Genomic DNA, 26313 nt, shown 5'->3' on the forward strand with positions numbered 1-26313 from the left:
CGGTGGGTGGGCTGAGGCACCAACATGCCGTGTGCGGTGGCCATCTGGCGACCCGTGGCGGCCACGGTGTCGGGCGTATTGCAGGGTCATGAAGCCGGTGAGGGAAACCTTGACCGGGCGTCGGCACGGTGCCCAAGCTCGTGGACGTGACCGCGATGACTCTCCGCGTTCCGCGGCCTTGTGCGGGCCCGGGGCGCCCCGCCCACGCCAGCTGTGCGTGTCGCTGACCGTACGCCCCCTTCTCTCTCCTCCAGCGGGCCCACCCGCTTTCCACGTCCCGTTTGACCTGCGCGGATTTCCTTCCGCTCCGACAGCAATGAAATGAAGCCGACCCGCCACCCCGGCGAAGGGACCCTCCACCATGACGTTCACCGCACTCGCCCCGGCCGCCACCGCCCTCACCGTCGAGAAGATCGGCGGACGCATCGGGGCCGTGATCTCCGGAGTGCGGCTCGGCGGCGACCTGGACGAGGCCACCGTGGCCGCGATCCGCGCCGCCGCGCTCGAGCACAAGGTCGTCTTCTTCCGCGACCAGCACCACCTCGACGCCGAGAGCCACGAGGCGTTCGGCAGGCTCCTCGGCGAGCCCGTCGCGCACCCCACCGTGCCCTCCGCCGACGGCCGCTACGCGTTCCCCATCGACAACGAGCACGGCGGGCGCGCCAACCAGTGGCACACCGACGTCACCTTCGTGCCCGCGTACCCGGCGTTCTCCATCCTGCGCGCCGAGGTCATCCCGCCCTATGGGGGCAACACCCTCTGGTCCAACACCGCCGCCGCCTACGCCGCGCTCCCCGAGCCGCTGCGAGTGCTGGCCGACAGCCTGCGCGGCGTGCACACCAACGACTACGACTACGCCGCCACCCGTCCCGACGCACCGGCCGCGGCGCTGGAACGGCACCGCACGGTGTTCACCGCCATCAAGTTCCAGACCGAGCACCCGGTGGTGCGCGTCCACCCCGAGACCGGCGAACGCACCCTGATCCTCGGCAACTTCGCGCAGAAGCTCACGGGCTTCAACAGCCGCGACTCGCGCGCCCTCATCGAGATCCTCCAGTCGCACATCGAACGCCCGGAGAACACGATCCGCTGGCAGTGGCGCGCCGGCGACGTGGCCATCTGGGACAACCGCGCCACCCAGCACTACGGCGTCGACGACTCCGACGCCCACGAGCGCACCCTGCGCCGCGTCACCATCGACGGCGACGTGCCGGTCGGCGTCGACGGCCGCCGCTCGGTGCTGCTCGCACCGGATTCGGTGCCCGAGCCCGACCACGGAATCGCCTCGGGCGCCTCCACGGATGGCGCGCTCGCGCAGGCCTGACCCGACGACGCCTCGCGACGAACCCGCCGACCCGCCGACCGTCACGTCGGCGGGTCGCGCTGGTTACCCGTGGTCAGCCCTCACTTGGATTCCACTCGCCCGAGCGGATCGGGGCCGGCCGTCAGCGCCTCGCGGGCCGTCTGCCACGCGGGGTCCGCGGGGTACAGCGCAGAGCGGAGATAGGACCAGGTGAGTCGCTGGACGGCGGACACGCGGGCGGGATTCTCGTCAGTGGTCTCGGCGACGTCGTAACCGGCGACTCCGCCGAGTCCGTGCTCCGCGTCGTGCAGGGTGAGCAGGGACTTGGGGCCCGGGGCGAGGGTGTAGGGGTCGGCATGCCAGTCCGGGCCCAGGACCGTCAGCTGGGTGGAGGTGTCCTTGTCGCCGGCGACCACGAGCGCGGGTGTCGTCATCGTGGAGAAGTCCGTGGTCAGGAGGAAGGAGAGGCTCTCTGCCACGGACGGGGCGAGGGCGTCGCCGCCTCGGCCGGGGGCGGCGAGCAGGACACCGGCCTTGATGCGGGGGTCGGCCAGGTTCACCTCCGTACCGTCGTCCGGGTCGGTGAGCCGGGCGCCGAGCAGCAGGCTCGCGGTGTGCCCGCCCATCGAGTGTCCGGCCACGGCGACCCTGCTGTGGTCGAGGCGCCCGAGAAGCTGCGGGACGGCGGACTCGATGGCATCGAGGTGGTCGAGGATGTGCGTCATGTCCTCGGCGCGGGATCGCCAGAACAGCGGCGCGCCGGGGGTGCCGGGGGCCAGGTTCAGCGTCCTGGAACTGAGATGGGTGGGCTGGATGACGACGAAGCCGTGCGCCGCCCAGAAGTTGGCGAGCGGGGCGTAGCCGTTCAGCGAGGAGAGGTGGTTGGAGTAGCCCTGGCCGTGTGAGAGGAGGATGACCGGCAGGTCGCTGCCGACCAGGGGCGCCGAGACGCGCATCTCCAGATCCACGGCCCGCCCGGGGACGGACAGCACGACCGGGCTGACCGAGAGGACGGGAGCGGGCGAGCCGAACCTGTCGGCGGGGTACGTCAGTTCACTCATGAGCTGGGTTTTCCTATCGAATGCGGAAGTGTCCGGCTTCGGCCGCACCGAAAACGGAACGTCGTTCCGATTAATATACGGAGCGACGTTCCGTTTCGTCAACGGACGGCGACTGCGGCATGAGGACACAGGGACAAGGGCGCGGACGGCGGGCTCACGGGAGCAAGGCCATCCAGCTGCTGATCAAGGGCATCGACGGGGACGCGTAGACCGCGTCACGCACCGCCGCGGGGCGGGATCCATCCGTACGGCCCCGCATCCGCGACCGCGGCCCAAACCCCGCGCGGGCCACGATCATCTTATCGAGTTAATACCGACGGCTCCCCCGGCCGATGGGGCGCACCGGCCACTACTGTTCCCCGGGTCCGGGCGGATACCCGGACCCTTGCCCCCTCCTTGCCTCTTCTCCCGGTGACGCGCATGCGCGCGAGGCCACCGCCGTTACGAAGGAGAGTTCGCCCGATGACCGTTGGTACCGGCCCGGAAGCACCGCTGGACCCGCCCCGGCAGTCGAGCCTGGGCACGGCGGCTGCCCGCAACCTCGCCACCACGACCAAGTCCGCGCCGCAGATGCAGGGGATCACCTCGCGCTGGCTGCTGCGCGCCCTCCCCTGGGTCGAGGTCAAGGGCGGCACGTACCGGGTGAACCGGCGGCTGACCTACACCGTGGGTGACGGGCGCGTGGACTTCGTCCAGGACGGTGCCTCCGTCCGGGTGATTCCCCGCGAGCTGGGCGAACTGGCCCTGCTGCGTGGCTTCGAGGACGTCGAGGTGCTGACCGCGCTCGCCCACCGGTGCGTCCAGCGCGACTTCCGTCCCGGTGAGACGCTGGCCGAACGCGGTGCGCCCGCCGAGCAGTTGCACATGATCGCCCACGGCCGCGTCGCCCGGACCACGGTCGGCAAGTACGGGGACGACGTCGCCGTCGGCATCCTCGCCGACGGCGACCGGTTCGGCGACGACGTCCTGCTGGACGCGGACGCCCGGTGGGACTCCACCGCCACCGCCGAGACCTCCGGCACCCTGCTGACCCTGTCCCGCGCCGACTTCGACGCCGTGGTGTCCGCGGCGCCGGGCCTCCAGGCCCACATCCGGGAGTTCCGTTCGCTGCTCGGCCAGCGCCAGAACCACCGTGGCGAGGCCGAGATCGCCCTGTCGGCCGGTCACACCGGCGAACCCGCGCTGCCCGGCACGTTCGTCGACTACGAGCTGAAGCCGCGCGAGTACGAACTCTCCGTCGCCCAGACGGTGTTGCGGATCCACACGAGGGTCGCCGACCTCTACAACGACCCGATGGACCAGACGCAGGAGCAACTCCGGCTCGTCATCGAGGCGCTGCGGGAGCGCCAGGAGCACGAGCTGGTCAACAACCGGGAGTTCGGCCTGCTCCACAACGCCGACTTCAAGCAGCGCATCCAGACCCACTCCGGCCCGCCCACCCCGGACGACCTCGACGAGCTGCTCTGCCGCCGCCGTGGCTCCAAGGTCTTCCTCGCCCACCCCCGGACGATCGCGGCGATCGGGCGGGAGTTCAACTCCCGTGGGCTCTACCCGACCCATGTCGACCTCGGCGGGCAGCAGGTCCCGGCCTGGCGCGGTGTCCCGATCCTGCCGTGCAACAAGATCCCCATCAGCAAGGAGAACACCAGCTCGGTCCTCGTCATGCGCACCGGCGAGGACAACCAGGGCGTCATCGGTCTGCGTCAGACCGGTCTGCCGGAGGAGTACGAACCGGGCCTGTCGGTGCGCTTCATGGGCATCGACGACAAGGCGATCATCTCCTACCTGGTCAGCACCTACTACTCCGCCGCCATCCTCGTGCCGGACGCCCTCGGCGTGCTGGAGAACGTGCAGATCGCCCGCAGCCGCGACTAGAGCTCCCCTGCCCTGCCGGGAGAACCACCCACCCCACCGAGGAGCCATGGATGTCCGTGCCTGAGCCTCCCCCTGCGCCAGAGCCAACCTCTCCGCCGTCCTTGCCCGGCCCGCCACCCACGAGCGGCGTGTTGGAGCGCATCCTGCGCGGCCCCAGCGGGCTGGGCACGGCGGGTCTGCACCCGGCCCGGCGCGAGGAGCCCCGTACGCCGCCGACGTCGTCGAACCCGGCGGAAGCACCGGCCGAGGGCGATCCGGTCCCGGGCCTCTACTACCACCCCGTACCGGAGCCCGACGCGGGGCGGGTGGAGGAGGTCAGTCGCCGGATCAAGTCCTGGGCGCTGGACGAGGTCGATCTGTACCCGGAGGACTGGGAGGACCAGTTCGACGGCTTCTCGGTGGGGCGTTACATGGTCGCCTGCCATCCGGACGCCCCCACCGTGGACCATCTGATGCTCGCCACGCGCCTGATGGTCGCCGAGAACGCGGTTGACGACTGCTACTGCGAGGACCACGGCGGCTCGCCCATCGGCCTCGGGGGGCGCCTGCTGCTGGCGCACACCGCCCTCGACCCGCTGCACACGGCGAAGGAGTACGAGCCGCAGTGGGCGGAGTCGCTTCACGCGGACGCCCCGCGGCGCGCGTACCGCTCGGCCATGGAGTACTTCGTCCGGGCGACCAGCCCCTCCCAGGCCGACCGGTTCCGGCACGACATGGCGCGTCTGCACATGGGGTACCTCGCCGAGGCCGCCTGGGCCGAGACGGACCACGTCCCCGAGGTGTGGGAGTACCTGGCGATGCGCCAGTTCAACAACTTCCGCCCCTGCCCCACCATCACCGACGCCGTCGGCGGTTACGAACTCCCGGCGGACCTGCACGCCCGGCCCGAGATGCAGCGGGTCATCGCGCTCGCCGGGAACGCCACCACCATCGTGAACGACCTGTACTCGTACACCAAGGAACTCGCCAGCCCCGGACGGCATCTGAACCTGCCCGTGGTGATCGCCGAGCGGGAGGGCGTCTCCGAGCGCGATGCCTATCTGAAGGCGGTCGAGGTCCACAACGACCTCATGCACGGCTTCGAGACCGAGGCCGCGGCCCTGGCAGCGGCCTGCCCCGTACCGCCCGTGCAGCGCTTTCTGCGCGGCGTGGCCGCGTGGGTCGACGGCAACCACTACTGGCACCAGACCAATACCTACCGCTACAGCCTGCCCGACTTCTGGTAACAAGCACTGGCAACAAGAAATGGACTTATCGATGACCAGCACCGATTTCTCCGCCGACGTGGCCTCCTCCATGTTCGTCCCCGCCCCGGCGACGCCCTACCAGGGGGACATCGCCCGCTACTGGGATCGCGAGGCCAGGCCCGTGAACCTGCGCCTGGGCGATGTGGACGGCCTGTACCACCACCACTACGGCATCGGCGACGTCGACCACGCGGCCCTCGGCGACCCCGAGGACAGCGCGTACGAGAAGAAGCTGATCGCCGAGCTGCACCGGCTGGAGTCGGCGCAGGCCGAACTCCTCCTGGACCACCTCGGCCCCATCGGGCGCGACGACACGCTCGTGGACGCCGGATGCGGCCGCGGCGGCTCGATGGTCATGGCCCACCAGCGCTTCGGGTGCGCGGTGGAGGGCGTCACGCTGTCGGCCAAGCAGGCCGACTTCGCCAATGGGCGGGCGCGTGAACTCGGCATCGAGGACCATGTCCGCGCCCGCGTCTGCAACATGCTCGGCACGCCCTTCGAGACCGGCCAGGCGGCGGGCTCGTGGAACAACGAGTCGACCATGTACGTCGATCTGCACGACCTGTTCGCCGAGCACTCCCGCGTCCTCGCGGTCGGCGGCCGCTACGTGACCATCACCGGCTGCTGGAACCCGCGGTACGGCCAGCCGTCGAAGTGGGTCTCCCAGATCAACGCGCACTTCGAGTGCAACATCCATTCCCGCCGGGAGTACCTGCGCGCGATGGCCGACAATCGCCTCGTACCGCAGGCCGTCGTCGACCTCACCGCCGCGACCCTGCCCTACTGGGAGCTGCGGGCCACGTCCTCGCTGGTGACCGGCATCGAGGAGGCGTTCATCAACTCCTACAAGGACGGCTCCTTCCAGTACCTCCTGATCGCGGCCGACCGCGTCTGACCGCATGCGGGCTGAGAAGGGCCGCTCGGCCCTTCTCAGCCCGCTGCCTGTTGCGTTCGTCGCCCCCCTTCTTCACCCATCACAGTCAGTCAATGCGATTGCCGTATCAGGGTGGCGACAGTCACACTTGTCCTGCCCAATCGCCTTATAAGGCAGTGTGCGGGGAGGTTCGGGGGCCTCATGACACAGGACAGAGCCGCGCCGACTGACGCCTCGGTGGTGAGGATCCTCGACGCCGACGGGTGGCCGCAGGGAGCCGGGTTCCTCACCGGACACCGTGAAATGATCACCTGCGCCCATGTAGTGGCCAGAGCCATGGGCGCCCCGTCCGACGAGCTCACGGAGCCACCGCACGGGCGCTTATGGGTCGACTTCCCTCTCGCTGAGCCCGGTCGGCACATGGAGGTGCGGATCGAGTCCTGGAGCCCGGCCCGGGCTGACAGATCCGGCGATGTCGCCGTCCTCCGTCTGCTCGCCGATCCGCCAGCCAAGGCAACGGTCGCCCGGCTCGTGGAAGACGTGGCCGAACCGGAACGCCGGGTACGCACCTTCGGCTTCCCTGAGGCCCACGACGACGGCGTGTGGAGCGTCGGCTGGTTACGCGGGCGAACCGGCGCCGGCTGGCTGCAATACGAGACCGACCCGTCCAGCGAACACCGCGTCCAGAGGGGCTTCTCCGGCGCTCCGGTCTGGGATGTGGCCGAAGGCGGCGTGGTCGGAATGGTCGTCGCCGCCTACGACGCCAAGGGCGCCCGCACGGCGTACCTCATCCCGACGCAGACGCTGCGCGAGAGCTCGTCGGCTCTGGGCGCAAGGGCACTTCCGGCCTGCCCGTTCCGAGCCCTGGACCCCTTCGAGGAGCGTGACGCCCGGCTGTTCCACGGTCGCGAGGAGCCGGCCCGGCGCATCGTCGACCTGCTCGGTTACGCACCGGCGGTCAGCCTGGTCGGCCCGTCCGGCTGCGGCAAGTCCTCCTTGCTGCACGCCGGAGCGCTGCCCCGGCTGCGTGACCGCCGGGATCTGGAGATCGTGGTCTTCCGCCCCGGACACCTCGGCCACAGCCCGCTCGCCGCCCTGGCCCTGGCCCTGCTCCCGCGCCTCGAACCAGACCTGACCGAGACCGCGCGCCTGGCCGAGCTGCCCGGACTGACGGACCTGCTGCGCGCGGGCCACCTGCCCCCGATCGTCGACCGGCTGCTCGCCCGGCAGGGCAGGAACAGGATGCTGGTGGTCGCCGACCAGTTCGAAGAAGCGCTCATCGGCACGGAGCAGACGGAACTGGACGCTCTGGCGGGTGCGCTCGGACACGCTCTGCACCCCGGGTCGCGGCTTCAGGTCGCGACGACCTTACGCGCCGACTTCCTCACCCCTGCCCTCAACCACCCCGGGCTCGCGCCGCTGTTCGCCGGCGACCGGCTGTTCACGGTGGGCGCGATGTCCGACGAGGAGCTGCGCGCGGCCATCGAGCGGCCGCTGCACCACACCGGCGTCCGTTATGAACCGGGACTGGTGGACCGGATCCTGGGTGACCTCGGCAGCGACCCGGGCAGGCTGCCACTGCTGGAATTCACCCTCACCAAGCTGTGGGAACTCCAGCAACAAGGCGGCACGGGCGTCATCGGGCACGCCGCGTACGAGTCCCTGGGCCGCGTCAACGACGCACTGGTCACCCACGCGGAACAGATCTGGACCGGAGCCCTGACCGAGGAGGAGCACCGGGCCGCCCGCGCGCTTCTCGTTCAGCTCGTCCACCCAGGCGACGGCCGGGTCGCGCCCAGCCGCCGCACTCTGACCCGCTCCGAACTGCCCCCTCAGCAGTGGCGGATCGCCCAGCGGCTGATGACCACCCGCCTGGTCGTACCCGGCGAAGAGTACCGCTCCGGCGACGGGGCGCCTGAGGAGACGGTGGAGCTGGCCCATGAGACGCTGCTGACGCACTGGGGCCGGCTGCGCGCCTTCTTCGAGTCCGACCGCGACTTCCGCGTATGGCAGGAGGACCTGCGGCGGCGGATCGCCCAGTGGACCACCGACCGGCGCCCCCGGAGCCGGCTGTTGCGCGGGGCGGATCTGCGGGACGCCCGACAGTGGCGCGCGCGCCGACGGGACGAACTGCTCCTGGCGGAAACGGAGTACATCGACACGAGCGTCCGCGGCGCGCGCCGCCGGCTCATGACGGTCATCGCCCTCGTCGTCGTACTCGGCCTCGTCGGAGGGGCCGTGGGGCTGACGGTCCGAGCCCGGCAGCACGACGTCGGCAGGAAGTCGGCCACCCAGGCATCCCGGGTCCTGCTACAGCAGTCGCGCGACGCCGAGAACGCCACCGGCGACACCGGGACCGCGTACACGGCACTGCTGCTGGCCCTGCGCGCCTACCGCACCCAGGACACCCCGCAGAGCCGGGCACGCCTCGGTGAGATGTACGAACGGTACGGGTTCGCCGACCTGCTCCTCCCGCGGTACACATCGGCGAACGCGCTCCTCACGGAGTCCTCGGTGATGGGCCCCTTACCGAATTCCTCCCTCACCGACGCCGTGGGGCGAGTGGTCGTCTCACGGGACGCGGTCGGCAAGGCGGTCGTGCTGAAACGCACCGACGGAAAGAAACCGCGCCCGCTGCCGGTCGGACGCGACGTGGACACCACGGCGGTCAGTCCGGACGGCTCCCTGGTGGCCATGGCCAAGACGCCGTCCTCCTTCAACCCCAGCGGTGTGCCGTCGCCTCCGTCGCAGGACCGCCGCGGGCTTCCGGTGCGCCTGTACGAGATGCGGGCCGGGAAGACCCGCACGCTGGAGCGCCCCGAGAAGGGAGATTCGCTTTCGGACGAGTCGCAGAACCTACCGGAAATTCCCGGCCTGGACATGCCTGAGCTCGAACTTCCCGATATCCCCGGCCTGACGATACCGACGACGTACGCGCGGCTCGCCTTCTCCCCCGACGGCTCGACGCTATTGGGTCAGACCGGTCTCTACGGCCAAGTCGGCCGGCTCGTGCTCTGGGACACCACCACCGGCCGGATCGCGAAGATCATGCCCGGCCTGCCGGAGTCGGTCAGCGCGCTGTGGCTGGACAGCGGCGGGAAGCGCCTGATCACGCTGTCCGAGGCGGCGGTGAAGGGGTCGTTTCTGGAGTCGACCACCTCGGTGAAGAGGTGGGATCTGAGCGGCGCGTCACCGCGCGGGGAGGAACTGTTCGCCTTCAAGAACTCGGACAAGCACATGGCAGTGGCGGACGTGAGTCCGGACCTCACCCGGGCGGTCGTCGCGGAGACCCGTGTCAGGGGACTGAAAGTCGACCACCGGCTGTCCGTCTACGGACTGCCCAGCGGAAAACTCCTCCGGCAGGAGCGGTCCTCCCAGCAGGACACGGTGAACGGGGTCACCGTCTCCGCCGGCGGCTCGAACATCCTTGTCTACGGCGGGACCTCCACCGGGTCCGTCTCGCCCTCTCCCGGCTCTGCGGCCGGCTCTGCCAACGATGGCTTCGTCACCAGGGTCGACAGCCCATGGAAGATCGACCTGCTCGGCCCGGACGGCGCCCCGTCCGCGATCCTGTCCGTGAACGGCCTGGTCGCCGTCGTCGGCCGCGGCAACGGCGGCCCGCTGCACCGGCTACCCGGCCCCGTCGGCACACCCGCCAAAACCCCCTCCGCCGAGAAGGCCAAGCGGTGGATGGCGCACCTGTGCGGCATCCTCGGCGACGAGACGTTGCCCCAGGCCGCCGACGAGAAACTGCCCCCCGGTGCGTACCGGGGTGCGTTGTGCCCGGAGAAGAGGTAGAAGCACATGGCCGAGACGCAGCTCATCTGGGTGCCGCTGAACGACTCCAAGGCCTCCAGCGGAGACGATCGGGTGATGATGGAGGTCGAGCGAGTCACCTCCGGCATCGTGCGCGCCGCCCGGCCGGGCGAGATCGCGGGAACCGCCGCGCGGACGCTGAGCGAGAGCTTCGACCAGGTACGTGCGGCGGCCACGGCACTTCTGGACCGGCTGACGCTGCTTCCCAGCCCACCGAGCACGGTCGAGGTGGAACTCGGCGTGAAGATCAACGCCGAGGCCGGAGCGGTTATCGCCAAGACGGCGGCCGAGGGGAACTTCACGGTCAGACTCACCTGGCAGCGGGCCGACGGCATCGGCCCGTGAGAGGTACCTGCGGCTCTGATCGCGGTCTCAGCTGTGCGCTGCCCAGTGGTGACGGGCCAGGTCGGCCAGGGTGGTGAGGACGGTGCTGGGCAGGCGGTCCTTGTGGCGCAGGTAGTGGATGCCCAGGACGGGTTCGCTTGTCCAGGGCAGGGGCGCCACCTCGCCGCGGGCGAGTTCGTCGGCGACGGCGGCCGCGGGGAGCAGGGCGACGCCCAGCCCTGCTGCGGCGCAGCGTTTGAGGGCTTCCACGCTGACGAACTCCATGGTGGTGGGGTGGATGGCCGCGTGGCGCAGTTCACGTTCCATGACGTCGCGTTGGGCGCAGCCGGGCTCGATGAGGAGCAGGGTTTCGTCGGCGAGGTCGGCGGTGTCGACGTGGCGGCGGTGGAGGAGCGGGTGGCCGGGATGGGCGATCAGCCGCAGGGGCTGCTGGGCGAGGAGTTCGGTGGTGGCCATGGGGGCGGTGATGTGTTCCTCGAGGAGGAATCCCGCGTCGAGGGTCCCGTCGATCAGGGAGGTGAGCAGGGTGTTGCGGCCCGCGGGTCCGAAGACCACGCGGAGGCGGGGGAAATGGTCCATCAGGGCGCGGAGCACCGGCGGCAGAAGGTGGGCGCACAGGCTTTCGGGAGCGGCGATGCGGAGGGTGCCGCGGATGGTGCGGGGGTCGCCGGTGGCGCCCTGGACGGCCTGGCGGGCCTGTTCCGCCTGGTGGGCGAGTTGCCGGGCGTGGGGCAGCAGTTCGCGGCCCGCATGGGTGAGGGTGATGCGCCGCCCCAGGCGCTCGAAGAGCGCGGCGCCCAGGTCCTGCTCGAGGGCTTTGATGTGTGCGGTGACGCTTGACTGGACGTAGCCCAGGTCGTGGGCGGCGCGGGTGAAGCTCATCTGACGGGCGACGGCGAGGAACGTCGCGAGGTGCTTCAGCTCCATTCACTCATCGTAATCAGTGATGGTTTGGATCGGAGATGTTCGTTGGACCCGATGGGTCCGGGCGGCCTACAACTGAGGGCATGGCCCTCTTCACCTTTCCGCGCCGGACCGGACCGGCGGATCGGCGCTCCCCCACCGGGCTGGCGGGGCGGGACTTCCTCCTGTTGCTCGTCGCCACCCTGGGGACCTTCTCCAACTACGCGCCCCTGCTGTCGGTGGTGTCCCTGTGGTCGGCCGAGGGGGGCTCCGGGCACGGCGGGGTGGGCGCGGCCACCGGAGTGACCATGGCCACCACGGTGGGCGTTCAACTGGTGATGAGCCGGTTGCTGCGCCGGTACGGGCTGCGCCGGATTCTGGCCGCGGGTGCCCTGCTGCTGGGCCTGCCCACGTTCCTGTATCCGGTCTCTTCCGGTCTGGAGTGGGTGCTTGCCGTCTCGGCGGTGCGGGGCGTGGGCTTCGGCATGGTCGCGGTGGCGGGCAGCGCCCTGGTGGCCGAGCTGGTGCCGGCGGGTCAGCGGGGCAGGGCGGTGGGCAGGTACGGCATCGCGGTGGGGCTGCCGCAGGTCGTCTGCCTGCCCGCGGGGGTGTGGTGTGCCCAGCGGTTCGGGTTCACGGCGGTCTTCGTCGTGACCGGGGCCGTGAGCGTGCTGGCGGCTCCCCTGGCGGGGCTGATGTCGGGCCGGCGGGTGGAAGAACACGAGGCGGGGTCATCCGGGCGAGAGCTCTCGGGGCAGGTCGGGCCGAACCGTCCCGCGGCGCGTCTGCGCCCGCTGGCCGGGCCGTGGGCGATGCTCATCGTCTCCGCGGGTGCTCTGGGAGGGATGGCCTCCTTCCTCCCGCTGGCCCTGAAGGGGGATGTGGCCGCGCCGACGGCGCTGTTCGTGCTGTCCGCGGCGGTGATCGTGGGCCGCTGGGCGGCCGGGGCGTTCAGCGACCGCGCCGGGTCGGGGCGTCTGCTGGTGCCCGGGGTGCTGGCGTGCGCGCTCGGCACCGCGGGGGTGGCGGGAGCGGCCGCCGGTATGCCCGCCCCCGCCGTGCTGGCCTCAGCGGCGGCGGGGCTGTACGGGCTGGGCTTCGGCGCCCTCCAGAACGACACCCTGGTGGTGATGTTCCGCCGGGCGGGCCCGCGGGAGCTCGGCATGGCCAGCACGGCGTGGAACATGGCCTACGACGCGGGCACCGGCGTCGGCTCGGTGGCCGTGGGCGTGTTCTCCCAAGTGGCGGGCATGGACGGCGCGTTCGCGGCGGCTGCCGTCCTGATCGGGCTCACCGGCCCGCTCGCCCGGCACGAGCGCGTCCAGGAGACCGCCCAACCGTCAGCGGCGTGATGTGCTCTTCGTGGTGGTCTTGCGGTAGCCGAAGGGGCCGGGGAGGTCCATCGAGGTCGTCCGGCGGCCGGTGGTGGAGTAGGTGCGCTTGGCGTCGCCGTTGCCGACCGTGACGGAGACGGACTTGCGGTTGATGTTGAGCCGGACGCCGGGAAGGATGCGGAAGCTCTTGCGGAAGGTGACGGGCACGATGACTCCTTTCCTCGGTTCTTCGCGTTCCCCGCACTCCCGTTCGTACGCGGTCCCGGCTTCCGGAGACGCTTCACCAACAGGGCGGTGACGGGCTCGTCACGCCCGTGCTGGCACCCTTCACCGGGAAGAATGTGCCGTGGGAGGGGTACCGTCTCATGCCACCGCCAAAGGCCCTCGCGCTGCGGCCGCGGGCGTCGAAGAAGGTTCCCGCCCCGGCACCGGACCGGCCGGACGTACGCGGTCCCGCGCGGCCCCCGCTCGCTCCGTCCAACGCCGCGGTGTCGGCCGCCCTGGCCGGTGGGCGCGGACGGGCTCCGCTTCCGCCGCCGGCCAGGGTGCCGGCCGCCGGGCAGGACACGGTCGGCAACGGCGCGGTCGCGGCGGCCCGCCGCGCCGAGCCCGCCGACCGGCAGCCGCCCGCCTCCGAACCAGCACCGGCGGAGGCCGCCGCAGCGTCCGGGGGCGCGCCGGAGGTGACGGCGCGTCCGGGCCCGGACGCGGACCCGAAGTTCGCGTCGCTGAAGAAGGACGTACGGCACAAGAAGCGCTCGGTGGCGGGCTCGCATCCGCCGCCGAGGGCCGAGGCCGGGGCGGCGCAGGAGGCGGCCCGGCCGCCCAAGGACGACGAAGAGGCGCAGGGCAAGACCGCCAACGCCGAGAAGATGAACGAGGCCCAGCCGAAGGAGTTCGACAAGGACGCGTTCATCAGGGCGGTCGAGAAGGCCATCGCCGAGAAGGCGCCGAAGAACCTGGACGAGGCAGACAAGTTCGCCGACTCCGGCAAGGCCGAAGAGGTGCGGGCGGAGGTGCAGGGCCAGGTCGGCCAGGGCAAGTCGGACTCGGCCGAGCAGATCTCCACGACGACCGCCGCTCCCCCGGATACCTCGGCGGCGGTGCCCAAGAAGGTCGTACCGCTGTCCGCCGACCGGCCGCCCGGCACCCCGGGGACGCCGGATCCGGCGAACGCCGTACCGGACAAGCTGCCGCCGCCGGCCACCGACTTGTCCGCCGGTCCCGAACGGGTCGACCGGCAGATGGCGGACGCGCAGGTCACCGAGACGCAGTTGAAGAAGTCCAACGAGCCCACGTTCAACAACGCCCTGGGCGAGAAGAAGGCCGCCGAGCGGCACTCCGAGACGGCGCCCGGCCGGATGCGCGGGCACGAGAAGAAGGAACTGGGTGCCGCCACCGCGCGGGCGAAGCGGCTCGGCGCCGCCGCGATGGGCGCGATGGGCGCCCAGCGGGTGCGTACCGGGCAGCAGGTCGGGGCGGGCAAGTCCGGCGCCAAGGGGCGGGACGAGGACAAGCGGGCCCAGGTCACGGCGGTCCTGCAAGGCGTCTTCGACACGATGAAGAAGGACGTCGAGGACATCCTGGGCGGCCTCGACAAGCTGGTCGACGACCAGTTCGGCAGGGGGGAGAAGGCGGCCCGGGACGACTTCACCGCCGAGCACAAGCGGAAGATGGAGGAGTACAAGGACCGGCGGTACTCGGGCGCGACGGGCAAACTGCGCTGGCTGCGGGACCTGTTCGCGGGGCTGCCCGCGGAGGCCGACAAGATCTTCGACGAGGCCCGCGCCAACTACGTCCGCCGGATGCGGCAGGTGATCTCCGATGTCGCGGACACCATCGGCGGCGAGCTGAACCGGGCGAAGCGGCGCATCGCCCAGGGCCGTACCGAGATGCAGGACGCGGTGCGCAAGCTCCCGGCCGATCTGCGGTCCATCGGGCAGCAGGCGGCCGCCGAGTTCACCGACAAGTTCGACGAACTCACGCAGTCCGTGGACGACAAGGGCACCCAGCTCGTCGACACGCTGGCCACCAAGTACACCGACGCGCTGAAGTCGGTCGACGACGAGATCGCCGCGGAGAAGGAGAAGAACAAGGGCCTCGTGGCCAAGGCGGTGGACGCGGTCAAGGCCGTGATCAACACCATCCTGGAGCTGAAGCGGCTGCTGCTGTCGGTCCTGGCCAAGGCCGCGCAGGCGGTCATGCTGATCCTCAAGGACCCGATCGGCTTCCTGCGCAACCTGGTCTCCGCCGTCGGTGCCGGGCTGCGGCAGTTCCTGGCGAACATCGGCCGCCATCTGCAACAGGGCATCCTGTCGTGGCTGCTGGGCAAGACGGCCGAGGCGGGCATCGAGGTGCCGTCGAAGTTCGACGCCCAGGGCGTGCTGCGGATGCTCGCCTCGGTGCTCGGGCTGACCTGGCAGAACATCCGCTCCCGGATCGTCCGCAAGGTGCCGAAGATGGAACCGGCGGTCACGGCGGCCGAGACATCGGTGCCGCTGGTCTCGGAGGTCCGCAAGCGGGGCGTCGCGGGGATGTGGGACGACCTCAAGACGCGCGTGGGCGACCTGAAGAAGGACCTGCTCGACAAGGTCATCGCCTATGTGACGCCCACGATCATCGAGGCCGGGATCATGTGGGTGCTCTCGCTGCTCAACCCCGCCTCCGCGTTCGTCCGGGCAGTGAAGCTGATCATCGACTTCGTGCGCTTCATCGTCACCCAGGCGCGCCAGATCTTCGAGTTCGTCAACTCCGTACTCGACGCGATCATCGCGATCGCGAGGGGCGGCAGCGGCGGCGTACCGGGCCTGATCGAACGCGCCCTGGCGCGGTCCATTCCGGTGCTGCTGGGCGTGCTGGCGGCGGTTCTGGGCGTGGGCGGTATCGCCTCCCGCGTGAAGCAGATCGTGCAGGCGATGTCCAAGCCGGTGAACCGGGCGGTGGACTGGGTCATCGACAAGATCGTCGGCCTGGTGAAGAAGCTCTGGGCCAAGATCAAGCCGAAGTTCGAGAAGAAGAAGCCCAAGCCGGAACCGAAGCGGCGACCGGACCGGAAGCGGCCGGGCGGACCGCGTCGGCGAAAGCGCCCGGACCAGCGGCGCAGGCCCCGCAAGGACGACCGGAGACGGCCGAAGCGCAGGCGCGACCCGAAGAAGAAGCGGCCGGACAAGAAACGGCCTGACAAGCGGACCGAGGCCGACAAGAAGCGCGCCCTCGACGCCGCCGTGCGGGACGCCACGAACCTGCTCAACGAGGAGTCGGCGACGGTCAAGTCCGTACGGCGCGGGCTCCCCGCCATCAAGCGGCGGCACCGCCTCACGCGGATCCGGCTCAAGAAGGTGACCGGCGACAAGTACCGCATCAAGGTGGCCATCAACCCGGAGGCGGAGACCCCGGTCGAGGATCTGGGGGACAAGTTCCCGTACAAGATCGGCCCGGCCCAGGGGAACTTCAAGATCAGGAAGCATGGGAAGGTGGCCGACCAGCTCAACCCGATCAAGAAGCTGCCCATGGCGGGGCGCGACCAGCGGACCGGCTTCGTCGTCAACATCGCGGCAGTCCCGGGCGAGGTGAAGAAGAACCCGGGCATGGCCGCCCGCTATCTCCACGACGCCTGGAAGAGCCCCGACACCAAGCACTTCGGGCCGGTGAGCACCGCCGTCGTGATCGGCGTCAACACCTTCGAGCACCTCGACCAGAAGGACGACAGCAAGGTCCTCAACCAGGCCATCGACGCCGTCAAGCGGCCGCTGAAGCTCATCATGGCCGTCTTCGGCTTCATCTGGACGCCCAAGTGGCTCCACCGGGACGGCCATGAGGTCCCCATGGCGGAGGTCCGCAAGGCGTACCGGAAGCTGGCGAAGGACGAGAAGCCCGCCGCCGAGAAGCACGAGAAGGGGCTGCGCGACAAGGGCGCGCTCCCCTACGGCCTCTTCCGCGAGGAGGTCACGAACTCCTCGTACACCCGCGAGGCGACGGCCATCCTGTCGCATGCGAACGACCAGGTCCACATCCTGGGCCAGGACGCCGACACCGGGGCCGCGGTGTCCGGGACGACGGGGGTCCTCGCCGCGTACAAGAAGATCCTGGACGCGATGGAGAGCCATCCGCAGATCACGATCGGCGGCTACCACTTCAAGGGCTTCAACTGGAGCCCGGAGGGCGACCAGCGCCCCAAGCAGCTCACCCTGCTGGCCAACGAGCTGGACCGGGCGATCCGGGTGGCCATCGGCAAGAAGTTCCCGCAGATGCTCTACCCGACCGAGCCGAACATGCTGATCAAGGCGTGGGACCGGAACCGGCCGGACGGCCTCTTCCAGGACAGCCGTCTGGCGGCCCTGCGCCGGATCCAAGGCGGCCTCTATGGGATCGGCAGCGCGGAAGGCCGCAAACTGCGGATCCGGTACATGGAGGTCTTCGGCGAGGAACTGCCCGTCGCCTATGTGCCCGAGGCCTCCACCACCACGAGCCCGGAGCCGGAGGACCGGGACCGCGGACTGATCAGGGTGCCGTCGGACATCCAGCTGGCCGCCCGGGGGAAGATGCGGACCAAGGGCGGCGCGGAGAAGGCGATCCGCGTCGCGCACCGGATGTACGCGCTCATCATCCAGTCGCAGTCCTACGCCAGCGCCAACACCCTCGCCCGCGAGTACTTCTACGCGAATCCCCGGATGTCCAATAACCTGCAGCGCACACTGCGGGACACCGTCTTCGTCCACGTCGAGAACGTCGCGATGCTCATGGCCGACAACCCCAGGCTGACCGTCCGGAGCCCCAGCATCAAGGCGGAGCTGCAACGGCTGTCGGACGCCGTCGACCGGCTCGTCCGCGGCTCGGGCGGCGACCAGCGGCGCAAGCAGGCCGTCCAGCGGGCCCGCGATCTGACGTCCGACATCATCAAGGCGATGACCGCCCCCGAGCTGCACACCTACTGGGAGAGTGTGCGCACGGCCCTCGACGAGGCGATGAGGGACGCGCCGGAGAGCGGAGGAGAGCAGCAGTGACCCAGGGGACCGACATCGGCCGACTGCGGGACGAGGCGTCGCGCGAGGACTACGCCTCGATGGCGCGGCTGGCGCGGGCGCTGTACGCGAGCGGTCTTGGGCCGCGCGAGGTGCTGCGCGAGGCTTACGGCACCGACTTCCCCGACGAGGTGTTCGTCCTCGTCGGTGCCGGGCTGTCCTCCCTCGACCTGCTGGCCTACTTCACCCATCAGCCCTGGCAGCTGGCCGTCCCGCCCGGGCAGGACGGCCCCGAGGAAGGCGGGTCCGAGGAGGACCCCGGCCCGCTGGCCGAGACCGAGCTGCTGGTGCTGGCCCTGGACCCCGATCTGCTGCCGCTGGCGCAGATTCCCGCGGCCACGTCCGCCGGGGACGACCGCATCGTGTGCTACCGGATCGAGGAACTGCGGGCGGGCCGGACGACGGTGCACTGCCTCCGCGCGGCGCCCTATCCGTACAGCGAGCTGCGGGACACCGAGGCGGTGCGCTGCGGGGATTCCCTGCTGGAGGTGTTGTACGAGGTGCACGCCGACGGGCTCCGCCGTCTGGAGGAGGAGCTGCACCAGCCGTGGAACCGGGGCGCCGGGTCGGTGGACCCCGGGGAGGTGGAGCAGGCGCGCGCCACCCTCGACCTCGTCGAGGAGCTGCGACGGCGGGCGGCCGGGCGTCAGGAGGGCTGAGCGGCCTTCGGCTTCGGTTCCACGACCGCCACCACGACCGGCGGGGGTGGAACGGCGCCCGACTGGGCCGCCGCGCCCGCCACGGCCGCGTTGCCCACCTGGTTCTGGCCCACCGTCAGAAGCCGTTCGAGCGGGGTCGGCGACCGCGGCACGGCGGAAGCCGGTGCCGGGGCGGGAGCCGGAGTCTGGTGGGTGGCCGTCGCGGCCTCCGGGGTTCGGGCCGGTGGGACCGGGGCCACCAGGCGGTGGAGGGAGAGCGGGGGTTCGGTGGGCAGCATCGGCTTCACCCCTGGGTCGCGTCGTCGAGCAGGTGGGCGTGGGGGCCCAGTTCGGCCGGGCGGAGCAGGCGGGCCTCGCGCTGGAACTGGCGGGCCACGCCGCGGACGATGTGGCGCATTCCGATGGTAGCGCTGTCGGCGTCGGCGGCGGAGAGGGCGGCGGTGCGGGCCGCCGCGGTGATGCCCGCGCCGGTCATGTCGAGGCGGGCCAGGGCGTCGAGGTCCACATCGGGGGCGAGGGGGGCCTCTTCGGGGAAGGCGATGCGCCACAGTCTGCGGCGTTCGGGGGCGGACGGGCGCGGGAAGTGGACGACGAAGTGGAAGCGGCGGGTGAAGGCCGGGTCGATGTTGTCCTTGAGGTTGCTGGTGAGGATCACCAGGCCATCGCTGGCCTCAAGGCGTTGGAGGAGGTAGCCGACCTCCAGGTTGGCGTACCGGTCGGTGCCGTGCTTCACCTCGCCGCGCTTGCCGAACAGGGCGTCGGCCTCGTCGAAGAGCAGCACCGCGTGGCTCTCCTCGGCCTGCCGGAACGCGGTCTCCATGTTCTTCTCCGTCTCCCCCACCCACTTGGAGACGACCTGGGCGAGGTCCACCTTGAGCAGTTCCAGGCCCAGCATGCCGGTGACGATCTCGGCGGACATGGTCTTGCCGGTCCCCGGTTCCCCGGTGAAGAGCGCCTTGACTCCGCCGTGTCCCGTACGGCGGGCGAAGCCCCAGCTCTCGGCGATCCGGGGCCAGGCGCGGAAGGCCGAGGCGATCTCCAGGATCTGGCGGAACTGGACGTCGGGCAGGACCAGGTCGTCGACGGTGCGGCGGGGCACGATGGAGTGGACGGCGCTGCCGCTGCGCCCCCGGGTGACGGTGGCGATGGCGGGCTCGACGTGGTCGGCGACCGGCGCCGGGCGGCCGTTGCCAGCCAGACGGGCTCCGGCGTCGGCGACGGAAGCCACGGCGCGCAGTTCGCCGCCGCTCATGCGGTAGCGGACGGCTAGGTCTTCCAGGAGGGGTCCGTTCAGGTCCGGGAGGGCCGCCGACCACATGGCGCGGCGGTCGGTGAATCCGGGAACAGGCACGGTGAGTTCGGCGTACGCGCGGGCGGCGAGCAGGCCCGCGGGGCGCCACGGCTTCAGTCCGGTCAGGCACACCGGCACGCGCGAGCGCAGCAGTGCGGCGGAGAGCGCGTCGGCGTGGGGCCGTCGCTGCTCGCCGTGCAGGTCGTCGGTGGGGATCCACAGGACGGCGCCCAGGGCGGCGGCCGTCCGCAGATCGGCCTCGGGGTCGGCGGTCAGGGTCCGCAACGGGGTTCCCGCGGCCTGGGTCAGTGCCTGGACGGCGTCGAGCTGGCCGTCGGGCGGGCAGCCCCACAGCCCGGCCAGGTCGATGTGGCCGGAGGCGAGGGCTCGGCCCAGGCGGGTGAGTTCGTCCGACGAGAGGTACGGGGAAAGGACGCGGGGTTCGGGTGGCGCGACCTCGCCGGGGTCGTGGCCGAGGAGTCCTACGTCGCCGCCCCAGCCCAGCAGGAAGTCCAGCACCCCGGGGCCGAGGACCAGTTCCCGGGCCAGCTCTACCGGGGCCTCGCCGTAGGCGCGCAGCAGACCGTACCGGCGCAGGGGCCCGGCCGGACCGAGGGAGCGGCGCAGGGCGAGGCGCGCCGCCGCGCTGTCCGCGCCCACGGTCACCAGCAGCTCGACGCTGGGGAGTCGGCGGTTCAGATTGTCCACGATGTAGGCGTAGATCCGCTCGTAGCCGCGGTCCAGTTCGGGCGCGGCGACCAGCAGGAGCGCGTCCTGTTCCGCGCGGGTCAGGCCGAAGCGGGTGGCGAGGGCGTCCAGGGGCAAAGTCATTCCACCGGCGGACGCCCGTCGCCGCAGGTCGCGTTCGGCGTCCGGCTCCGGCTGCTGGGGGACGTACGCCTCGGCCATGGTGTCGGTGAAGGCGTGCACCTCGCCGAGGAGGACGTCGACCTGTTCGTCGGTCACGCAGTACGGAGTGAGGTCGGGCCGGGTGAGCCGGGCCGCGAGCCGTGCCTGCCGTTCGACGGCTGCGCGCAGCGCCCGGTGTGCGTCGGCCAGCCGGAGCCGCAGGTGTTCCACCGCTGGTTCGCCCATGTGCCTCACCCGGCCGAGAAGGTCAGGGTCCGGCCACCGAGCCAGACCACGTCGGGCACGTCGGCGAGCAGGCCGCCGCGCAGGAGGTCCGCGTGGCGCCGTCCCATCGGTACGCGCACTCGGACGGCCGCGCGCTCGAACCGCACCGTGGCCTCCAGGTCGGCGAAGCGGTTCAGAGCCAGCAGCGGGTCGGGGGTCTCCCGGTCGCGCCACAGCGTCCAGGAGATCGTGGCGAGGCCCAGTGCGGCGGCCAGGGTGACGGTGCGCTCCAGACCGCCGTCCGGCGCGAGCGGTACCGCCCGGCGCTCGGCGACCAGGGCGGTGAGCAGGCCGTCGAACCACTCGGCGTGGGCGGGCAGTTCGGCGGCGAGGCGCGGGTCGGGCGGCGTGCCGGGGGCGGCCCACAGCGGGGTGCGCCAGGGCAGCCGCGCCGCCGGATCGCCACGCAGCGGCCGTACGCCGGTGAGGTACGGCACGCCGCCCGAGACCAGGTCGCGCAGGGTGCCGGGCGGCAGGGGCCCGTCGCAGAGCAGTACGGTCGGCCGCCCGCACGCCTGCCAGTACGGCAGCAGCCCGGCGGCGTCCGTGGCCCAGGCGATGGGGAACATGCCCTGGGCGTCGACCAGAAGGAGCGCGTCGTCGGCGCCCCTGATCAGAAGCGGGTCGGCGGGGTCGTGGCCGCGGCACACCGAGAGCGCGAGGACGCCGTCGAGGACCGGGAGCGCGGGTCGCACGTGGCGGGCGAAGGCGGTCAGCCGCTCCTCGGCGACGGGCGGGTGGAGGCCCGCGAAGGCGGCCGCGGCCTCGGCGTCCCGTTCGGAGCGGCGCCAGCCGCGCGCGGTCGCGCCGAGCACCTTGTACGCGAGGGCCGTGGCGAACAGCGGTGCGTCCTCGGCGAGTTCGAGCCCTGCCAGGGCGGGGCCGATCGCGTCGAGGTAGCCGATGCGGGCCAGGGGCCCGGCGAGGAGGAAGGGCAGCGCGGACCACACCCGTACCTCGTCGGTCGTGCGTGGCGCCATCGCGGTGCCGCCCGCCGATTCGGGTCGCGGCGCGCTGGTGGCACCCGGAGTGGTGGCGGGCGGTTCCTGTGCGGACACGTCGGACGGACCGTTCAGGGTCCGGGCCAGCCGTAGCGCCTCCTCGGGGCCCACCGACGCTGCGTACGCGGCGAGTGCCCGGGGCAGGTCGGTGGCGTCGGTGCCCGTGACCGCTGTGCGCAGCGGTTCGGGCAGCGCCTCGGCGGGCCCGGTGGCCAGGGCGCGCCGGACGAGTTCGGCGAGCAGCCGGGTGGCCGCCGTTGTGTCGTCAGCGCGGAGGAGGGCGGGCAAATAGGCCCGTACGGACGCATCCGGCAGCAGCGCGAGCAGCGCGTCCAGTTCGCCGCGCTCGGCGAGTTCGGCGAAGAGGGCGGTGGCGCTGGGGACGGTCCATGGGCCGGGCACCGCCGCGAAGGACTCCTCGAACGACAGGGCACCGGTGTCGGCGTCGGGAGCGTCGGCTGGGATCTCCACCATCGGTACGGGCGCGAAGTGGACCTCGACGGGCGGTCCGCCGCTCGTCGCCCCGGCGAGGGTTCCGTTCCGGCCCGGCCGGACGGTGACGGTCAGCGGTTCGGTGATCTCCACATCCGGCCCGTCCGTCCCCAGCCGCTCGGCGAAGTGGTCCGCCAGGAGCTCCGGGAGGGAGTCCACCACCTGGCGGACCAGGCCGCGCGGATCCGGACCCCAGCTCCACCCACCGCGCCGGACCACCGTCACGGTGCACCGGTGCACCGTGATGTCGGCGGTCTCGCCGGTTCCGCCGGTGGTCGGCGCGGTGGGGGCGCTCATGTCACCTTCTCCGTCGTCAGGTGGCCCGCCCAGCCCGCCGCGATCACCAGCACCCCGTGCACACTGCCCGCGACCAGCGTGACCGGCAGTTTCACCTGGGTCTGCTGGGCGGCGATCTCCCCGGTGAGCACATGAGTGTCCTGCTCGTCGGAGATCATGGCGACCACGGGAGTGGGGCGGTTCGCCGGGACCTGCACGGTGATGGTGATCCCGTCCTTGGCCAGCGCGACGCCGTCGTCCCATCCCGCCAGGCGCACCAGCTCGGGTTTGGGTTTGTCCTCGGACGTCAGCTCGACGCCGAAGGCCAACGGATCGGCGAGGGCTCCGGGTTCGTCGTCCACGGCCGCCACGCCGAGCTTTCCGGCGCTCAGCGGCAGGGTCGCGATGCTGCCGTCGCCCAGGGAGACGCGCAACGGCAGCGCGCGTCCGACGAGTGCGGCCGCGTCGGCCGGGGCGTCGGCGCCGGTCCGGGCCAGGGCGCCCACGACGTGGCCGGTGCCGATCGCGTACACCACGTGAAGTGCCATCGTCAGCCACCGCCGTTCGTCGCCGCGACCGTCGCCACCACCAGGAAGTCGGCCGACCCGGGCTGCTCGGCGACCTCCCCCGGGGCGGCGACGGGGTCGTACCGGCGCACCCGGCACCGGAGCCTTCGGTCGCCGTCCACGGCGGTCTCCACCGGGCTGTACAGCTCCGTTTTGGCCAAGGGTGGTGTGCGCGGGGCCAGATGGAAGTGGAGCACGACCCGTCCGTCGGCGATCTGTTCCGGGGTGACGCCGGACGGCAGCGGCAGCAGCATCCCGTCGGTGGCGGTCCCGGACACGACCAGCGTGCTGCCGGTCTGCGGCCCGCCGCTGAAGCTGCCCTCGATCGTGAGGTTGCCGTTGGCCGCCACCGTCATCAGCGGGGCGACCGTGCCGCCGCCCTGGTACAGGCCGAAGACCAGGTTCGGCGTATCGCCGCCGGACAGGACGAGCGCCGGCTTGCCCTCCTGGGCCTCCGGGGCCGTGCGCAGGGTCAGCGCGCCGGAGGCGGCCGAGACGCTGTCCGCGCGTACGCCCACGAACCGCGCCGCGACGCCGCGCGCCTCGGTCACGACGCCGCTGAAGTGGCCGTCCGTCCACTGCACGTAGCCCAGCAGGATGAGCCAGCGGACGGGCGGATCGGCCGGCGGAGTGCCGATCGCGGGCGGCTGCTGCTCCGCGACCAGCCGCTCGTCACCGAGGCGCCCGAAGAGGAGCTGGTACGACTCCTCCACCCGGGTCTTCGTGGCGCTGCCGGAGCAGGAGACCGGAGCGGCGGACCGGTCCGGTTCGCGGTCGGCGGCGGTGAGGAAGACCGGGTAGGGCTCGACGGTCACCTGGTCCGCGCCGTTGACCTCGTCGAAGTCGCTCTCGCGCAGCACCACCGGCTCGGTGACGACCACCTCGCGGCCGGTCCCGTCGACGGCGATCCCCGGCGACACGCTCACCTCGACGTAACGGTCGCCCGTGGCCGGGTCGGTACGGGGCTGGGTGACGAGGCCGAGCCCTTCGGCGATGCCCCATTCGTGCAGGTGCCGGGCGTGCCGGACGTCCGGTCCGCGGGCGTACTCCACCGTGGCCGACAGGTCGGCCGCGGCCAGTACCTGGCCCTCGTGGAAGGCGGGGCGCAGCGGGCCCGTCATGACGTCTCACCGGGCTTCTGGCCACGGGTGCGGGGCGACCGGGCGCGTTTGACCGGGGGCTTGGGCGGCTCGTCCGTACCGTCCGGTGCCTGGTCCGCTGCCCCTCCCCCGGTCGAGTCCGCGTCCGGTGTGCCATCGCGTTCCGTGAGGCGTTCCTCCAGGTGCGCGACCTGTGTCTCCGCGCTGCCCATGTGGGAGCGCAGGCCCTCCACGGCGGCGGTGAGATCGGCGACCTGGGTCCTGAGGCGGGCGAGTTCCTGCATGCTGTCGGTGACTTCACTGGGGGTCGTGTAGACCTGTTCGTGCAGCGCCTTGGGCGGGGTCTCGCCGGGCGCGGGGGTCAGCAGCAGGGACAGCATCTCCTCCAGGTCGCCGGTGCGCGGCCAGTCGCCGAGCAGCTCGTCGGCGTACGGGCGCGGCACCGGGCCCTCCGTCGGGAGGGTGGGCTTCTGGTATTGCGGCAGGGGCTCGCAGCACACGCGCTCGGCGAGTTCACGCAGCCGGTAGAGCTTGGGCAGCCATTCGCCGTAGGCCGAGCCGCCCGGCAGGACCTGTTCCCGGGTGGCGGAGCAGACCCGTACGACGTCGCAGCCGTCCAGCTCCACGCGGGCGAGCAGGACGTCGGTGTCGGTGCAGTCGCCGCAGGGCGGGTTCAGCGTGGCGCACGCCGCGTCGGTGAGGAACCGGCGCACCGCGGTGGCCAGCGTGGCGGCCGCTTCGGCGATCTGCTGCACCTCGGCGACGGTGGCCGTCTCGGTGCTGTCCGGAGGCGGGGCCGGAAGCGGCGGCGGTACGTCGGTGGCGGCGGTCTCCTGGCGCAGCGCGCAGTCGGCGAGGCCGTCGGCCAGGTCCAGGCGGCACAGCAGCCATTCGCGGATCACGCCGAGGTCCGCGCGGAACTCCACTCGCAGCGCGTGGCCGAGCGGGGTGCCCTGGGCGAGCATGCGCACTTCGAGCGGCGCGTCCGGGTCGCCCCGCTCGGGTACGACCCGGGCGGCGGTCTCGGTGACGACGGCCCGGGCGATCGTACGGCGCAGTGGGTCGGGCCACGCGGCTTCCAGGTCGGCGCCGCGGAGCCGTTCGCACGCCGTGCCCAGGGCGCCGCGGGCCTCCCGCACGGTGGCGAGGTCCGGGTAGGTCTGCCGGAGCTGGTCCTGTCCGGCCGCGTCGTAGGTGTCGAACCGGGCGACGGCGGCGGCGAGCCCGCGCAGGTGCTCGGTCATCTCGCGGGCCGTCGGCGGGGGCGGCGCGCCCTCGCCGCCCGCGTTCTCGCGCAGCCATGCCAGGGCGGTGGCGTACCGCTGTGCGTCGGCGGCGTCGAAGCGGAAGGTGCGGCCGGTGCCGGTGGACGCGAGGGTGAGGGCGTCGGCGTAGTGGCCGAGCCGCCGGTCGCGGGTGCGGGCCTGGTCGGCGCGTGCGAGGTCACCGATGGTGGCGAGGAGCCGGGTGCCGGGGTTGTGGCGGTGGTCCTCGGAGTCGTCGCATCTGACGACGAATTGGAATCCCTCCTGGACCCGGGAGGGCACGCAGCCCGGTGAGGGGCAGGGCTCCTCGGTGGCGTACGGCGCCACCGGCTCGACGGGGAGTTCCTGGTAGCGCACATAGAGTCCGTAGCCGCGGCCGCCGTCGTCGTCGTCGCACTCCTCGCCGCAGTCCACGCCGAGGGCCTGGACGCGCCGCTCCCGCACCAGGGCGGTGACGTCGACGCGTTCGGTGCAGGACACGACGATGTCGTTCCCGGCGCAGTCGAGGGCGTGCCCGGGGTGGACGGCCACGGTTCCGCCGCCGCACGGGTCGCAGGTGACACCGAGGCCGCAGATGACGCCGGGCCCGTACAGGGACCGGTTGTGGAGTCTGCGCTTCGCCGTCGTGTACTCGACCAGCAGGCTGAGGTCGTCCTCGGTCAGCAGTTGCCCTGCGAAGAAGCGAGGACGTACGAAGGCGGAGGTCCGGGTGGCGTCGCCACCGCAGCCGCATCCGCAGTCTGTTCGCAT

Annotated in this window: 18 protein-coding genes; 9 read left to right on the forward strand and 9 right to left on the reverse strand. The window is 71.8% G+C overall.

Translation table 11 applies throughout. The features are described 5' to 3' along the window. Positions 1 to 361: 361 nt before the first annotated feature. Positions 362 to 1324, forward strand: coding sequence for a TauD/TfdA dioxygenase family protein (locus tag ACH4TL_RS35550; RefSeq protein ID WP_398324749.1), 963 nt, complete (start codon positions 362 to 364; stop codon positions 1322 to 1324). An 80-nt stretch (positions 1325 to 1404) separates the two neighbouring features. Here the strand turns inward: ACH4TL_RS35550 and ACH4TL_RS35555 are convergent, their stop codons facing one another. After that, positions 1405 to 2364, reverse strand: coding sequence for an alpha/beta hydrolase family protein (locus tag ACH4TL_RS35555; RefSeq protein ID WP_398324752.1), 960 nt, complete (start codon positions 2362 to 2364; stop codon positions 1405 to 1407). 462 nt (positions 2365 to 2826) lie between these two features. On the opposite strand from ACH4TL_RS35555, the gene ACH4TL_RS35560 reads away from it, so the two are divergent. The 5 genes from ACH4TL_RS35560 to ACH4TL_RS35580 all read left to right on the forward strand — a co-directional run bounded on the left by ACH4TL_RS35560 (position 2827) and on the right by ACH4TL_RS35580 (position 10521). Then, positions 2827 to 4239 (forward strand): family 2B encapsulin nanocompartment shell protein, encoded by a 1413-nt coding sequence (locus ACH4TL_RS35560; protein WP_398324754.1) that lies wholly within the window; start codon positions 2827 to 2829, stop codon positions 4237 to 4239. A 50-nt stretch (positions 4240 to 4289) separates the two neighbouring features. After that, positions 4290 to 5465, forward strand: a complete 1176-nt coding sequence (locus tag ACH4TL_RS35565; protein WP_398324757.1) for a family 2 encapsulin nanocompartment cargo protein terpene cyclase — start codon at positions 4290 to 4292, stop codon at positions 5463 to 5465. A gap of 31 nt (positions 5466 to 5496) precedes the next feature. Further along, positions 5497 to 6381, forward strand: coding sequence for a geranyl diphosphate 2-C-methyltransferase (locus ACH4TL_RS35570; RefSeq protein WP_398324760.1), 885 nt, complete (start codon positions 5497 to 5499; stop codon positions 6379 to 6381). Positions 6382 to 6561: 180 nt separating this feature from the next. Beyond that, positions 6562 to 10158 (forward strand): trypsin-like peptidase domain-containing protein, encoded by a 3597-nt coding sequence (locus ACH4TL_RS35575; protein WP_398324763.1) that lies wholly within the window; start codon positions 6562 to 6564, stop codon positions 10156 to 10158. Positions 10159 to 10164: 6 nt separating this feature from the next. Continuing rightward, positions 10165 to 10521, forward strand: coding sequence for a CU044_2847 family protein (locus tag ACH4TL_RS35580; RefSeq protein ID WP_398324766.1), 357 nt, complete (start codon positions 10165 to 10167; stop codon positions 10519 to 10521). Positions 10522 to 10548: 27 nt separating this feature from the next. Here ACH4TL_RS35580 and ACH4TL_RS35585 read toward each other — a convergent pair whose 3' ends face one another. Further along, positions 10549 to 11448, reverse strand: a complete 900-nt coding sequence (locus ACH4TL_RS35585) for a LysR family transcriptional regulator (RefSeq protein ID WP_398324769.1) — start codon at positions 11446 to 11448, stop codon at positions 10549 to 10551. A gap of 80 nt (positions 11449 to 11528) precedes the next feature. Between ACH4TL_RS35585 and ACH4TL_RS35590 the strand changes: the two genes are divergently transcribed. Next, positions 11529 to 12776: an MFS transporter gene (locus ACH4TL_RS35590; RefSeq protein WP_398324772.1), complete on the forward strand. Its 1248-nt coding sequence runs from the start codon at positions 11529 to 11531 to the stop codon at positions 12774 to 12776. Here the strand turns inward: ACH4TL_RS35590 and ACH4TL_RS35595 are convergent. Then, on the reverse strand, positions 12765 to 12965 hold the full coding sequence (locus ACH4TL_RS35595) for a DUF4236 domain-containing protein (protein WP_398324775.1): 201 nt from the start codon (positions 12963 to 12965) through the stop codon (positions 12765 to 12767). The two genes, ACH4TL_RS35590 and ACH4TL_RS35595, sit on opposite strands and share 12 nt — an antisense overlap. Before the next feature lie 158 nt (positions 12966 to 13123). On the opposite strand from ACH4TL_RS35595, the gene ACH4TL_RS35600 reads away from it, so the two are divergent. Together ACH4TL_RS35600 and ACH4TL_RS35605 are read left to right on the forward strand one after the other, a co-directional pair. Further along, positions 13124 to 17761, forward strand: coding sequence for a hypothetical protein (locus ACH4TL_RS35600; protein ID WP_398324778.1), 4638 nt, complete (start codon positions 13124 to 13126; stop codon positions 17759 to 17761). After that, positions 17758 to 18438 (forward strand): hypothetical protein, encoded by a 681-nt coding sequence (locus tag ACH4TL_RS35605; RefSeq protein ID WP_398324781.1) that lies wholly within the window; start codon positions 17758 to 17760, stop codon positions 18436 to 18438. Before ACH4TL_RS35600 ends, ACH4TL_RS35605 begins: the two co-directional genes overlap by 4 nt. On the opposite strand, the gene ACH4TL_RS35610 is transcribed toward ACH4TL_RS35605, so the two are convergent. The 6 genes from ACH4TL_RS35610 to ACH4TL_RS35635 are packed head-to-tail and all read right to left on the reverse strand — an operon-like array spanning position 18426 to position 26313. Then, entirely contained in the window at positions 18426 to 18716 is a 291-nt protein-coding gene (locus tag ACH4TL_RS35610; protein ID WP_398324784.1) for a hypothetical protein, read from the reverse strand. The genes ACH4TL_RS35605 and ACH4TL_RS35610 overlap by 13 nt on opposite strands. Before the next feature lie 5 nt (positions 18717 to 18721). Continuing rightward, complete coding sequence (locus ACH4TL_RS35615; protein ID WP_398324787.1) at positions 18722 to 20824, reverse strand: ATP-binding protein; 2103 nt, start codon at positions 20822 to 20824, stop codon at positions 18722 to 18724. 5 nt (positions 20825 to 20829) lie between these two features. Further along, on the reverse strand, positions 20830 to 22653 hold the full coding sequence (locus ACH4TL_RS35620; protein ID WP_398324790.1) for a hypothetical protein: 1824 nt from the start codon (positions 22651 to 22653) through the stop codon (positions 20830 to 20832). After that, positions 22650 to 23180, reverse strand: coding sequence for a hypothetical protein (locus tag ACH4TL_RS35625; RefSeq protein ID WP_398324793.1), 531 nt, complete (start codon positions 23178 to 23180; stop codon positions 22650 to 22652). The genes ACH4TL_RS35620 and ACH4TL_RS35625 overlap by 4 nt, the downstream gene beginning before the upstream one ends. A 2-nt stretch (positions 23181 to 23182) precedes the next feature. Next, positions 23183 to 24319: a hypothetical protein gene (locus tag ACH4TL_RS35630; protein ID WP_398324796.1), complete on the reverse strand. Its 1137-nt coding sequence runs from the start codon at positions 24317 to 24319 to the stop codon at positions 23183 to 23185. Continuing rightward, on the reverse strand, positions 24316 to 26313 hold the full coding sequence (locus tag ACH4TL_RS35635) for a hypothetical protein (protein ID WP_398324799.1): 1998 nt from the start codon (positions 26311 to 26313) through the stop codon (positions 24316 to 24318). Before ACH4TL_RS35635 ends, ACH4TL_RS35630 begins: the two co-directional genes overlap by 4 nt.

It is taken from the genome of Streptomyces sp. NPDC021115, assembly GCF_044333065.1.
Taxonomy (GTDB): domain Bacteria; phylum Actinomycetota; class Actinomycetes; order Streptomycetales; family Streptomycetaceae; genus Streptomyces.

Coding starts and splice junctions, on each gene's coding strand:
- ACH4TL_RS35550 (WP_398324749.1), top strand. CDS start 362: ATGACGTTCACCGCACTCGCCCCGGCCGCCACCGCCCTCACCGTCGAG.
- ACH4TL_RS35555 (WP_398324752.1), bottom strand. CDS start 2,364: ATGAGTGAACTGACGTACCCCGCCGACAGGTTCGGCTCGCCCGCTCCC.
- ACH4TL_RS35560 (WP_398324754.1), top strand. CDS start 2,827: ATGACCGTTGGTACCGGCCCGGAAGCACCGCTGGACCCGCCCCGGCAG.
- ACH4TL_RS35565 (WP_398324757.1), top strand. CDS start 4,290: ATGTCCGTGCCTGAGCCTCCCCCTGCGCCAGAGCCAACCTCTCCGCCG.
- ACH4TL_RS35570 (WP_398324760.1), top strand. CDS start 5,497: ATGACCAGCACCGATTTCTCCGCCGACGTGGCCTCCTCCATGTTCGTC.
- ACH4TL_RS35575 (WP_398324763.1), top strand. CDS start 6,562: ATGACACAGGACAGAGCCGCGCCGACTGACGCCTCGGTGGTGAGGATC.
- ACH4TL_RS35580 (WP_398324766.1), top strand. CDS start 10,165: ATGGCCGAGACGCAGCTCATCTGGGTGCCGCTGAACGACTCCAAGGCC.
- ACH4TL_RS35585 (WP_398324769.1), bottom strand. CDS start 11,448: ATGGAGCTGAAGCACCTCGCGACGTTCCTCGCCGTCGCCCGTCAGATG.
- ACH4TL_RS35590 (WP_398324772.1), top strand. CDS start 11,529: ATGGCCCTCTTCACCTTTCCGCGCCGGACCGGACCGGCGGATCGGCGC.
- ACH4TL_RS35600 (WP_398324778.1), top strand. CDS start 13,124: ATGCCACCGCCAAAGGCCCTCGCGCTGCGGCCGCGGGCGTCGAAGAAG.
- ACH4TL_RS35610 (WP_398324784.1), bottom strand. CDS start 18,716: ATGCTGCCCACCGAACCCCCGCTCTCCCTCCACCGCCTGGTGGCCCCG.
- ACH4TL_RS35615 (WP_398324787.1), bottom strand. CDS start 20,824: ATGGGCGAACCAGCGGTGGAACACCTGCGGCTCCGGCTGGCCGACGCA.
- ACH4TL_RS35620 (WP_398324790.1), bottom strand. CDS start 22,653: ATGAGCGCCCCCACCGCGCCGACCACCGGCGGAACCGGCGAGACCGCC.
- ACH4TL_RS35625 (WP_398324793.1), bottom strand. CDS start 23,180: ATGGCACTTCACGTGGTGTACGCGATCGGCACCGGCCACGTCGTGGGC.
- ACH4TL_RS35630 (WP_398324796.1), bottom strand. CDS start 24,319: ATGACGGGCCCGCTGCGCCCCGCCTTCCACGAGGGCCAGGTACTGGCC.
- ACH4TL_RS35635 (WP_398324799.1), bottom strand. CDS start 26,313: ATGCGAACAGACTGCGGATGCGGCTGCGGTGGCGACGCCACCCGGACC.